Annotated in this window: 10 protein-coding genes and 1 other RNA gene; 5 read left to right on the top strand and 6 right to left on the bottom strand. The window is 64.9% G+C overall.

All coding sequences use genetic code 11. The annotated features are described in order from the left end of the window. Positions 1 to 935, top strand: a 935-nt coding sequence (locus V7Q53_RS05530; protein WP_333827465.1) for an NADPH:quinone oxidoreductase family protein, incomplete at its 5' end; no start/stop codon positions are given. A 12-nt stretch (positions 936 to 947) separates the two neighbouring features. Here V7Q53_RS05530 and V7Q53_RS05525 read toward each other — a convergent pair. Continuing rightward, positions 948 to 1847: a LysR family transcriptional regulator gene (locus V7Q53_RS05525; protein WP_333827464.1), complete on the bottom strand. Its 900-nt coding sequence runs from the start codon at positions 1845 to 1847 to the stop codon at positions 948 to 950. Between the two features lie 138 nt (positions 1848 to 1985). On the opposite strand from V7Q53_RS05525, the gene V7Q53_RS05520 reads away from it, so the two are divergent. Beyond that, positions 1986 to 2198, top strand: a complete 213-nt coding sequence (locus tag V7Q53_RS05520; RefSeq protein ID WP_333827463.1) for a DUF1127 domain-containing protein — start codon at positions 1986 to 1988, stop codon at positions 2196 to 2198. Between the two features lie 173 nt (positions 2199 to 2371). Next, the gene (locus V7Q53_RS05515; RefSeq protein WP_333827462.1) at positions 2372 to 3154 is read left to right on the top strand and encodes a Bax inhibitor-1/YccA family protein; all 783 of its coding nucleotides are present in this window, start codon (positions 2372 to 2374) and stop codon (positions 3152 to 3154) included. A 261-nt stretch (positions 3155 to 3415) separates the two neighbouring features. Here the strand turns inward: V7Q53_RS05515 and V7Q53_RS05510 are convergent, their stop codons facing one another. The 5 genes from V7Q53_RS05510 to V7Q53_RS05490 all read right to left on the bottom strand — a co-directional run bounded on the left by V7Q53_RS05510 (position 3416) and on the right by V7Q53_RS05490 (position 8673). Beyond that, positions 3416 to 5419 (bottom strand): bifunctional metallophosphatase/5'-nucleotidase, encoded by a 2004-nt coding sequence (locus V7Q53_RS05510; RefSeq protein WP_333827461.1) that lies wholly within the window; start codon positions 5417 to 5419, stop codon positions 3416 to 3418. A 205-nt stretch (positions 5420 to 5624) separates the two neighbouring features. Continuing rightward, positions 5625 to 5792, bottom strand: a complete 168-nt coding sequence (rpmG, locus tag V7Q53_RS05505; RefSeq protein ID WP_333827460.1) for a 50S ribosomal protein L33 — start codon at positions 5790 to 5792, stop codon at positions 5625 to 5627. A 108-nt stretch (positions 5793 to 5900) separates the two neighbouring features. Next, positions 5901 to 7451: an undecaprenyl-phosphate glucose phosphotransferase gene (locus V7Q53_RS05500; protein ID WP_333827459.1), complete on the bottom strand. Its 1551-nt coding sequence runs from the start codon at positions 7449 to 7451 to the stop codon at positions 5901 to 5903. Positions 7452 to 7534: 83 nt separating this feature from the next. Next, positions 7535 to 7943: RNase P RNA component class A (rnpB, locus tag V7Q53_RS05495), an RNA gene on the bottom strand. 133 nt (positions 7944 to 8076) lie between these two features. Next, a complete protein-coding gene (locus V7Q53_RS05490; protein WP_333827458.1) occupies positions 8077 to 8673 on the bottom strand; it encodes a riboflavin synthase in 597 nt (198 codons plus the stop codon). A gap of 235 nt (positions 8674 to 8908) precedes the next feature. On the opposite strand from V7Q53_RS05490, the gene V7Q53_RS05485 reads away from it, so the two are divergent. Then, positions 8909 to 10198 (top strand): capsule biosynthesis protein, encoded by a 1290-nt coding sequence (locus V7Q53_RS05485; RefSeq protein WP_333827457.1) that lies wholly within the window; start codon positions 8909 to 8911, stop codon positions 10196 to 10198. Positions 10199 to 10387: 189 nt separating this feature from the next. Then, positions 10388 to 11428: a polysaccharide biosynthesis/export family protein gene (locus V7Q53_RS05480; RefSeq protein WP_333827456.1), complete on the top strand. Its 1041-nt coding sequence runs from the start codon at positions 10388 to 10390 to the stop codon at positions 11426 to 11428. The last annotated feature ends 60 nt before the right edge of the window (positions 11429 to 11488 follow it).

The raw sequence follows: 11488 nt of genomic DNA, 5'->3' as shown, positions 1-11488 counted from the left end.
ACACGCCCCCCACCGTCACCGAAATTGCCACCCCCGCGCCCGGCCCCGGCGAGGTCCGCATCAGGGTTCACGCCTGCGGCCTGAATTTCGCCGATCTGCTGCTGGCCCGCGGCGAATATCAGGAGCGCCCTGCTCTGCCCTTCATTCTGGGCATGGAGGTTGCGGGCGAGATTGATGCGCTGGGTGAAGGCGTCAGCGGGCTGAAGCCGGGCCAGCGGGTTGCGGCCTTCGCCTCCAGCGGCGGGCTGGCCGAATATGCCTGCTACCCCGCCAGCGCCTGCCTCCCCCTGCCCGATGCGATGCCCTTTGAGCATGCTGCGGCCTTCATGGTGGCCTATGGCACCTCGCATCTGGCGCTAGACCACCGCGCCCGGCTGAAAGAGGGCGAAACGCTTCTGGTGCTGGGGGCCGCAGGCGGCGTGGGCCTGACTGCGGTAGAGATCGGCAAGCGGATGGGCGCAAAGGTGGTTGCCGTGGCGCGCGGAGCCGACAAGCTGGCGGTGGCGAAGGCGGCGGGCGCGGATGAACTGATTGACAGCGACAGTGCCGATCTGAAAACCGCCTTCAAGGCTCTGGGCGGGGTGGATGTTGTCTATGACGCGGTGGGCGAACCGGCAGCCTCGGCGGCGCTGCGCGCCCTTCGGCCTGAGGGGCGCTTCGTGGTGATCGGCTTTGCGGGCGGGCAGGTGCCGCAGTTCCCCGCCAATCTGCTGCTGGTCAAGAATATCGAGGTGATCGGCCATTACTGGGGCGGTTTCGCTGCCTTCCGGCCGCAGGCGATCACCGATTCCCTGAAAACCCTGATGGGCTGGTATGCCAAGGGCGGGCTGCATCCGCATGTCAGCCACGCCCTGCCGCTGGATCAGGCCGCCGAGGGGATGGAGCTGATCCGCACCCGCAAATCGACCGGCAAGGTGGTCATCACCATGACCTGACGGCGCGCCCCCTCACGCCACCGACAGCGACAGGCGCGGCGCATCCAGCACCTCGCCCTCGCATCCCCGCCAGGCGGCGCGAAACAGATCGGCAAGCCCGCGCACGCCGGGGTTTTCGACACCAGGCCGCACATACATGTTGATGAAATGCCGCTTCAGCTCGGGCAATGCGCCGCCATGGGCAATGCGTTCGGCATAGGGCGGCTCGGTCCCGGCCAGCAGCGCATGGACCGCCATATCGCAACTGACCGCAGCCTCCAGCGTGCGGTCTGAATCGGATTCGACCGCCGCTTCCCAGTCGATCCCGGCGCTGTCCAGCGCGCTCAGCACCCCGGCGCGGAACGCACAATGCCGTCCCAGCGCCAGCCGCAAGGGGCGCTGGCGCCACACCTGCCCGCCCGGCGCGCCGATCCAGACCAGCGGCAGTTGCGTCAGCGTCTCGCCCCCCGGGTCGCAGTGGTCCTCGGTGGTCAGGATCAGATCGCAGACACCGGCGGCGAAATCCTCTTTGGCCTTGCGCGTATTGACCGCCTGAAGCCGCACCTTCATGCGCGGCCAGGCTGCCTGAAAGCGTTGCAGAACCTGCGGGATATGGGGATAGACAATGTCATAGGGCACGCTCAGCACGATCTCGCCCTCGTATTCCTTGTCGGTCAGCCGCGCCACAGCCTCGTCGTTCAGGGCCAGCATCCGCCGCGCATAGGCCAGCATCTGCTCCCCTGCCGCCGACATCTGCACGCCGCGTCCGCTGCGGTCCAGCAGCGGCAGGCCCAGCATCTCCTCCAGTCGCTTGATCTGCATGGAAACCGCCGATTGCGTCAGGTTCAGCACATGCGCCGCGCGGGTGACGCCGCCATATTCGGCCACCGCGACAAGCGCCCGCAGCGCGGTCAGATCCAGATTACGCCTCATATCACGATCCTCGATGCTACTCATGACAATCATTCGTTATACTTATGCACTAGTATAGGGCATCAGATCAACAGAATTGATTCAATCACCCTCAGCCATCGCACATGCTGAACCACCATCAAGGATACAGGTGCCCCCATGACGACCCTCGCCACCACCCGCCCCATGACCTCCGCGCGCGCAACCGGACTCTTCAGCCGCTTGCGCAAGGCCGCCGCCCTCGCCCGGCAGCGCCATGCGCTGGCCGCGCTCGATGATACGATGCTGCGCGACATCGGCCTGACCCGCGAGCAGGCCCTGCACGAGGCCGGCCGCCCCTTCTGGGACGCCCCGCGCCACTGGCGCGGCTGACACCCCGGAGGCCCGCAAACGCCCGGCAGACGGGCAACCGGAAAAACCGGCGCAGGTGTGAGCGCCCTATCGTCCGGTTTTCCTTGAAAACCCCGCGCCGAAACCCGATATTACACCCAATCGCCCGGCCCCCCGCGGCCGCGCGGCTTGTCATATCGAACGGAGGTACTTCAATGGCCAACTATCAGTCGATGCGCGCGGGCGCCACCGGAGCGCTTGGTGCCCGGATCGACGCCGGGCTGCGCGCCCATATGAACAAAGTTTACGGCACGATGTCGGTGGGCATGCTCATCACCGCCCTCGCTGCCTGGGCCATCGCCGGGCTCGCCACCACCGCTGATCCCGCTTCGGCAGCGGCACAACTGCCCAACGGCACCATGCTGACGGCATTTGGCGCGGCCATCTACGGCTCGGCGCTGCGCTGGGTGATCATGTTTGCCCCGCTCGCCTTCATCCTCTTCGGCTGGGGCGCGCTGATGCGCCGCGCACCGGCAGCCGGGGTCCAGCTTGGCTTCTTCGTCTTTGCGGCCGCCATCGGCCTCTCGCTCAGCTCGATCTTCCTGGTCTTCACCAGCTATTCGATCGTGCAGACCTTCCTGGTGACGGCCATTGCCTTCGCCGGCCTCAGCCTCTGCGGCTACACCACCAAGCGTAACCTGTCGGGCATGGGCACCTTCCTGATCATGGGCGTGATCGGCATCATCCTCGCCATGGTGATCAACATCTTCCTGCAGTCGCCCGCCATGATGTTCGCCATCTCGGCGATCGGTGTGCTGGTCTTCGCAGGCCTCACCGCTTTCCACACGCAGGAAATCAAGAACACCTATGTCGCCCATGCCGCCCAGGGCGATCAGGAATGGCTGGAAAAGGCCGCCATCGATGGCGCGCTGAGCCTCTACATCAGCTTCCTGAACATGTTCCAGTTCCTCCTGATGTTCATGGGCCAGCAGGAATAAGCTGCCTGCCACAGACCTTGAGAGGGCCGGTGCCATGCACCGGCCCTTTTCTTTTGTCTCATTCACCTGTTCTCAAATATCCTCGGGGGGAAGCGCCCGGAACGGGCGGCGGGGGGCAGACAGCCCCCCGGTTCCGCCGCTGGCGTAACTTCCCGGTGGGGCGCGCGGGGGCGGGCGCAGCCTGCCCCCGCGCGCCCCACACCCCGCGAAAACAAAAGGCCCCCGCGCAGGCGAGGGCCTTCCTTTGTCAGCAGGCAAAGCTCAGCCGACGATCAGTCGCCCGTCCAGCCGCGCGCCACCTTCGGCGCTGACCCCGCCCTGATCGCGGATATGGGCGATGATCTCGTTGCGATAGACCAGCCCGGTATGCGCAAAATCCAGCCCGCGCAGGTCCATCCCGGCAATCTCGCCCGGCACCCCGGCCACGATCGGCTGCCCGTTCCACGCCTCGGCAAAGGCGCCCAACTGGATATAGCTGTTGAAGGCAATGGTGAAGGTCTCGTCTGCCACCTCTGCCAGCGGGCGGCCAAGGATGGTGATCTCCTCGGCCCGGGCTTGCGTCGCATCCGCGCCCAGCGCGATACCGTAGCGGATACCGCTTGAGAAATGGGTAAACCCGCGCGACACGAAACCGTTCAGGTCCAGCCCTGCGGCCTCTTCCGGGCGCACCAGACGATGCGCATTCGACTGCAGCATCTCACCGATCTGCGCGCCGGTCATCCGCGCCACATGCACCTGATCGGCATAGGGCATCACCGCATACCAGTCGCCAAAGCTCAGATCGCCCGGTTGCAGCCCGGCCAGAATGGCCGTGGCGTTGAACAGCGCCAGATCGACCGGGCCGCCCGCGAAGGTCTGCGAGCGCGCCACCAGCGCGTCGTTCATGAAGTTCAGAAGCGCGCATTCGCCGGTGTAGCGCTCACGCATCACCACCCCGGGCGAGACGGCGTCGCCCGCAGTGACCTGACCGATGGTCTCGGCCAGTTTTTCATCGAGCGCCGCGATCAGGGGTGCGACCACTTCGGCCTCAAAACCCTGATCGTAATCCTCTTCCTGCTCCAGCGTCGCAAAGCGCGGGTCATCCGCTGCCACGCGCTGATCGCGCCGCTTCACCGGGTGCAGGCTGACATGGGTGAACCACGCCTGCCGCCCGGCATTCGCGGCGATCGACATGGCGACCTCCCCCAGATACGCGCCATTGGCCTCAGCCTGGGTCATCAGCACGCCTTCCATGATGTTGTCGGGGTCGATCCCCCCGGCATTCAGGGCGGTGTGCGAATGGCCACCGATCAGCACGACGGGCTTTTCGGTCAGACGGCCCGCCGCCTCGGCAATGTCAAAGTCACCCTCGCCGATCAGCCGCGCCGCGCCCGCCTTGCCGGTCCGGTGCTGGCCCGAGCCGTAGCCGCAATGCGACAGGATCACCACCACATCGCAGATTTCCGCCAGCGCGGGCATGATGTTGCTGACCGCCGCAACCGGGCTGGCCACCTGCATGCCGGGGTCTTCGGGCTGGCCGGTGCGGGTGTCGATCTGCGTGGTCAGGCCGATGAAGCCCACCCGCAGCCCCTTGGCCTCCAGCACGGCGGCGGCGACGTAATCGCTGTCGCGCGTCAGGTGGCGCGAGCCGTGGACATTGGCAGAGAGCACAGGAAAGCGCGCATCCGCCTCGATCCCGATACGCAGCATCTCGGCGCCCCGGTCGAATTCATGGTTGCCCAGCACGGCGATATCCACCCCGGCAGCCGATGCCGCGCGGTAGCCCGCATCGGCCACAAATTCACCCGGCGCCCAGCCCAGCAGTTCATCAAAAACCGAGCCGGTGTGATCATCCCCGCCTGAGACAAACAGCACCACCTCGTTCTCGTCCGCCGCCGCGCGCGTCTCGCGCACCCGTTTGACCATCTGTGACAGCCGGTGCGTATCGCCCCGTGCACCGTGCATCTCGGTGATGTTGTTGTGCAGGTCGTTGAAATGCATCAGCCGCAGCACACGCCTTTCGCCCGCTTCCAGCATCGGCGCGGGCACCGGATTCCCCTCTTCGGTGACGATCGCGCGGATCGGCCCGGCCAGCGGGTCACCCTTGAGCAGGAACAGACGCTCTGCGCCACCGGCGGGGTTCGGGGTGGCGGGCACCATCAGCAACTCACCGGGTGCGGCCTGCGCGCGGGCGCGGAACACGACCATCGGCGAAAGGCTGGCAATTCCTGCGGCCGTCACGGCAAGAAAGGCGCGGCGGCTGAGCGAAAGGCGGGGGTCGGACATGGATAGGCTCCTGAATATGGTTGTGTCAGGGCCGGTTAGACTGTCTCGATGTCGGTTTTCCGTCGGTTCGGTGACAGATTGGTAATTCGGAAAAAGCGAGAAAAGTCATATCATTAATGCATGAAACGGACAGGCCACCCGCGCGCAAACGGAAGAGGCCGCACCCATGGGGCACGGCCTGACATTCCACCGGAAAAGCGCGATCTTACTTGATCTTGCCTTCCTTGTACTCGACGTGCTGACGCACGACCGGGTCAAATTTGCGGATGACCATTTTCTCGGTCATCGTGCGGGCGTTTTTCCTGGTCACATAGAAGTGGCCGGTGCCCGCCGTCGAGTTCAGACGGATCTTGATCGTCGTCGGTTTCGCCATGGGTCGTCTCCTGAACAGGGCGACGGCGGCCGCCCATGAATTCCAATAAGGCCCGCCTTTTACGCAAAGCCGGGCCAGAGTCAACCGCCCTTCGCCCTGCGCCGCCTTTCAGTAGGCGTTTTTCGTTGTAATCAGGCTGATCGGTGTCATCGCAAGGATTTTCAGGTCAAACCACAGCGACCAGTTCTCGATATAGTAGAGGTCATGCTCAACCCGGGCGCGGATCTTTTCGGGCGTGTCCATCTCACCGCGCCAGCCGCTGATCTGCGCCCAGCCGGTCACGCCCGGGCGCACCTTGTGGCGGGCCGAATAGGCCTCGGTCACGGCATCATAGACCAGATCGCCGGTGCGCGCGGCGGTGGCATGCGGGCGCGGACCGACCAGCGACAGATCGCCCTTGAGCACGTTGAAGAACTGCGGCAGCTCATCCAGCGAGGTGCGGCGGATGAAGCGGCCGACCTTTGTCACCCGGTCGTCATCGCGCTGCACGGCCTTCACCGCCGTCGGATCGGCGCGGTCGGTATACATCGAGCGGAATTTCAGCACTTCGATGGGGCGGTTGTTGAACCCGTGGCGGCGCTGGCGGAACAGCACCGGCCCGGGTGAATCCAGCCGGATCGCCAGCGCCACAGCGGCCATCACCGGCGCAAAGGCCACAATCGCCAGTGCCGACAGCACGACATCGAACACCCGTTTGCGCACCGCATCCCAGCCATGGATGGGGCGCTTGTACAGGTCGATCATGCGGAATGTGCCGATGCTGGAGCGCTTCTTGCGCGCAAATTCGGGAATCTCGGCATCAGACATCACGCGGATATCGACCGGCAGCACAAAGAGCTTTGCCACCAACTCCATCAGCCGGCGGTGCGATATCTGCGGAATCGCCACGATAATCGTATCGATATGCGCCAGCCGCACGAAGCCCATCAGATCGTCGATATCGCCCATCTTGTGCTGGCCTGCGACCACGGCGGGCGAGCGCATCTTTCCCCGTTCATCAAAAAAGCCGCACAGCCGCCGGCCGCGCCGCTTTTCGCGCTCGATCTCCCGGATCAGCGGCGCCAGCGATTCGGTTCCGCCGACAAGGACAATCCTGTGTTCCATCCGGCCGGTCTTTGTCAGGTAGCGGATGCGCGTCCAGCAAAGGGCACGCGCGCTAGTCAGCGGCAGGTTGGCCATGACCACCCACAGCCCAAGCGCCTTGCCCAGCCCCGGCTGCAGCCAGCTGCCCAGCCACAGCACCAGCGCCAGCGCCGCCATCCCCAGCGCCATGCCCGCCCACATCCGTCCAAGCCCGGCGCCAAGGGCGCGCATCCGGCGGAAACGGTAGCCGCCCAGCGCCCGGACCGAGAACACCACCGCAATCGCCCCCAGCCACGCCACTGGCACTTCCGGCGCGCCGGTCAGGCCGGTGGCAGGCAGGGCAGGCAGTAGCCGCAGCGCCAGCAGCCCGGTCAGCACCAGCGCCAGCAAATCAATGCATTGCAGCAGGCAGGAAAACAGTGCCGGGCGCACGGCAGGCTGGCTGAGGCGCTGCGCCTCGGCCTGTGCCTGCCCGCTGAGCAGCTTGGTCTTTGCCGTCAGGGCACCAAACGGCAGTACCTTGCGCCCTGCGGTTGGGCGGCGTCGAAACAATGACTTGTCGGCAACTCCGGTCATCCCGCACCACGCAAAGCTGCGCCGCCGGAAAGCCGGGTGGCGCGGGGAAACAGCTAACCCCGGGTTGGGGCGAAAATATGGCCTTGCGCGGATGGCCTGTAAGCCGGATTCTGTTCCGGGGTTGCCCCCTTTGACGACCATTCATCTGTGCCCGCCGTTACCGACGCGCTATAGCTGCCAACCCGGGCCTCAGGGCTGAGACGTCCCTGCGGGGATATCGGCGTACCGATCACTCCCGCGCGAGGCCCCTATTCGGCGTTGCTCCTGGTGGGGCTTGCCGTGCCGGTCCTGTTGCCAGTCCCGCGGTGGGCTCTTACCCCACCGTTTCACCCTTACCCAAGGCCCGAAGGCCCGGGGCGGTCTCTTCTCTGTGGCGCTTTCCCTCGGGTTGCCCCGGCCGGGCGTTACCCGGCACCATTGTCTCATGGAGTCCGGACTTTCCTCGAACCGGAATGACGAATCACTCCTGCCCGCGGCCGTCCGGCCATCCGCGCCCCGCCCGGATAGAGGCTTGGCGCAGGCGCGTCAATCGCACGGCTGCAAGACAGGCGCCGCGCAACGGGGAAGCGGAGCAGACGCGGTTCCGAAACCGCGTGGAAAGCGCCCTCAAAGTGCTTTCCGCCTCTTACGCCGCCCCGCCCCATTCGCGCAGCCGCGCAACGTAGCGGGCCAGCGTGTCTATCTCCAGATTGACCCTGTCGCCGACCTGAACCGCGCCCCAGTTGGTCACTTCCTTGGTATGCGGGATCAGGTTCACGCCGAATTCCGCGCCCGACACCTCGTTCACGGTCAGCGACGTGCCGTTGAGCGCGACCGAGCCCTTGGGCGCGATGAAACCCGCCAGCGCATCCGGCGCCCGCAATGTCAGCCGCGTGCTGTCCCCCTCAACGCGCAGGGCGATCACCTCGGCCAGCCCGTCAACATGGCCCGAGACGATATGCCCGCCGAGTTCATCCCCCACCTTCAGCGCGCGCTCAAGATTGACCGCGCGCCCCTCGGACCAGCCATTCAAATTGCTCCTGGACAGGGTCTCGGCCGAGATATCCACCTCGAACCAGCCTGCGCCCAGCGCCACGGCGGTAAGGCAGACGCCATCGCAGGCGATCGAGGCGCCGATATCAATACCGGCGGTGTCGTATCGCGTGGCGATCCGCGCGCGCAGATCGCCGCGCCGCTCCAGCGCCTTGATATGGCCGATGTCGGTGATGATGCCTGTGAACATGGTGCTCTCCGTCGCCTGACCCTGCAGCGGCCCCGTTCTGCCCCAAGTGCCGCGCGGATGCCAGCCAAAACCGTTTCGCCCGCCTTGCGCCGCACCGCACCCCTGAGCTGCCAACAATCGTGCATTCAGGCGCGGATTGACCCGGTTTTCGATAAAGACGGGCTTTATATAAGTCGTAACTTCTGTCATGTTTCATACAAAAAAAGAGGGTTATTCCTCCTGAGAGGCGCGGGCAATGATACGAGTGACCGGCGATGACCGCCGCTTTTTGTTTCTGCAAGGGCCGCACGGGCCATTTTTCAAACATCTGGGCGCAATGCTGGGGCGCACCGGCGCGCAGGTCTGGCGCGTGGGTTTTAACCGGGGCGATCAGGCATTCTGGCCCCGGCAGGGCTTTATTCCCTTCACCGCCCCCCAACCGGAATGGCCCGCATATCTGGATGCGCTGCTGACGGAAAAGGGCGTCACCGATATCGTGCTCTATGGCGACACCCGCTTTGTACATGCCGAGGCCATAAAACAGGCCCGCGCGCGCGGCATTACCGTGCATGTGTTTGAAGAGGGTTATCTGCGGCCCTGGTGGATAACCTATGAGCGCGGCGGCTCGAACGGGAATTCGCGGCTGATGGATCTGTCGGTCAAGCAGATGCGCAAGGCGCTGGAAAACTCCGAGATCGACCTGATCGACGCCCCGGCGCATTGGGGCGATATGCGCCACCATGTGTTCTACGGCTTCGCGTATCATGCCTTCGTGCTGCTGGCGAACTGGCGTTATCGTGGCTTCAGGCCGCATCGCAAGCTGGCGGTCAAACAGGAATTCGGCCTTTATCTGCGCCGCCTGCTGTCGATGCCGTTTCACGCGATGGAACGGCGCCTTGCCACCTGGCGCATCCGCACCGGGGGCTTTCCCTATCATCTGGCGCTTTTGCAGCTTGAACATGATTCAAGCTTTCAGATGCATAGCTCGTTTTCCACCATGACCGAGTTTCTTGAGGTCTGCATCAAGGGTTTTTCCGAGGGGGCGCCGCGCCATCACCATCTCGTCTTCAAGGCCCATCCGCTGGAAGACGGGCGCACGCTACTGAAGCGCGATATCCTGCGGCTGGCGGGTGAGCATGGCATTGTTGACCGGGTGCATTTTGTGCGCGGCGGCAAGCTGGCGGGGCTGCTGAACCACGCGCGTTCCGCAGTGACCGTGAATTCCACCGCCGCGCAGCAGGTGCTCTGGCGCGGCATGCCGCTGAAGGTGTTCGGGCGCGCGGTCTATGACAAACCTGAATTCGTCTCCACCCAGCCGCTGCCCGAATTCTTCAACGCCCCCACCCGGCCGGATAACCGCGCCTACCGCAATTACCGCCGTTTTCTGCTGGAAACATCGCAGCTTCCCGGCGGTTTTTATTCCACGCCGGGACGGCGGCAGTTGCTGCGTCAGGTGGTCGATCTGCTGCTCACCCCCGAAGACCCCTATGATGCCCTGATCGCCGGAAAAGCGGCACCTCGGCAACAGTTGCGGCTGGTGCACTAGCGGGTCGGCGACAACAGGCTTGGAAAATCTGCATGTTCTGACTATAGTTGCAGAAAAAAATACCGAGGCATAATCCATAAAGGAGCCCGAGCAGTGATTGTCAGATATCCGCGCCGCGCCAGCTGGCTGGCGCTGGCCGTTTTCGTTGCAGCCGTCGGGGCCTGCACGATGCCGCGCCCAGGGCCAACAATGAACGAAATTTTCGCAGGCTCCGTCCTGCGCGAAGGTGATGCTTTCGTGGTCGCCGTCGGCGACCGCGTGAACCGTGCGGCCAATGTCACGCCCGCCCTTGGCTTCTCTGATGCGCTGCGCAACGCGGCCCTTCTGGGCGGCGATACGGTCCGCGTGGGCGATACGGTCACCGTGACGGTCTATGAAAACGTTCCCGAAGGGCTGATGACCAACTTTGAAACCCGCGGCGCCGTGCTGCAGGAGCTTCAGGTCGATGACGCGGGCTTCATCTATGTGCCCTTTGCCGGGCGCATCCGCGCGGCGGGCCAGTCGCCCGAAGGGCTGCGCTCCACCATCGCGCGCCAGCTTGATGAACAGACGCCGGACCCGCAGGTCTATGTCAGCCGCACCACCGGCGACGGGGCGAGTGTCTCGGTCATGGGTCGGGTGAACTCGCAGGGCGTCTATCCGGTCGAGCGCAATACGCGGCGGCTGACGGCGATGCTCGCGCAGGCCGGTGGCGTTGAGGGGCCGGTGCAAAGCGCACAGGTCACAGTCGCGCGCGGCTCGGTCACGGACCGCGTCTGGCTGGAGGATCTGTTCCGCCACCCTGAGCTGGATATCGCCCTGCGCGGCGGCGACCGGCTTCTGGTTGATCAGGACCAGCGCCGCTTCACCATCCTCGGTGCAACCGGGACGCAATCGCTGATCACCTTTGATTCGCCGACCATCACCGCGATCGAGGCGCTGGCGCAGGTCGGCGGCCTTGACCCCACCCGCGCCGACCCCACGGGCGTCTTTGTGTTCCGCAATGAACCGGCTGAAATTGCACGCAACGTGCTGGGCCGCACCGATCTTCTGGGCGACCAGCGGCTGATCTATGTGCTGGACCTGACGGCGCCCAACGGCATGTTCATGGCGCGCGACTTCCAGATCCGTGATGGCGACACAGTCTATGTGACCGAGGCTTCGGCAGTTTCCTGGAACCGCCTGATTTCCACGCTGTCGGGCACGCTCAGCGCGACCGGCTCGGTCGTCAGCACCGCCGCTGATCTGTAGAACCAACCTTCCGGGGCAGGCTTGACCACGCCATGCCCCCTGCCCCGGAACCCCGCTTTC

Origin of the sequence: Pararhodobacter sp. (assembly GCF_036802785.1) — a bacterium.
Lineage (GTDB): Bacteria > Pseudomonadota > Alphaproteobacteria > Rhodobacterales > Rhodobacteraceae > Pararhodobacter.
Note: the sequence above shows the minus strand (reverse complement) of the source record. Positions and strands in the feature narration are given on the sequence as shown.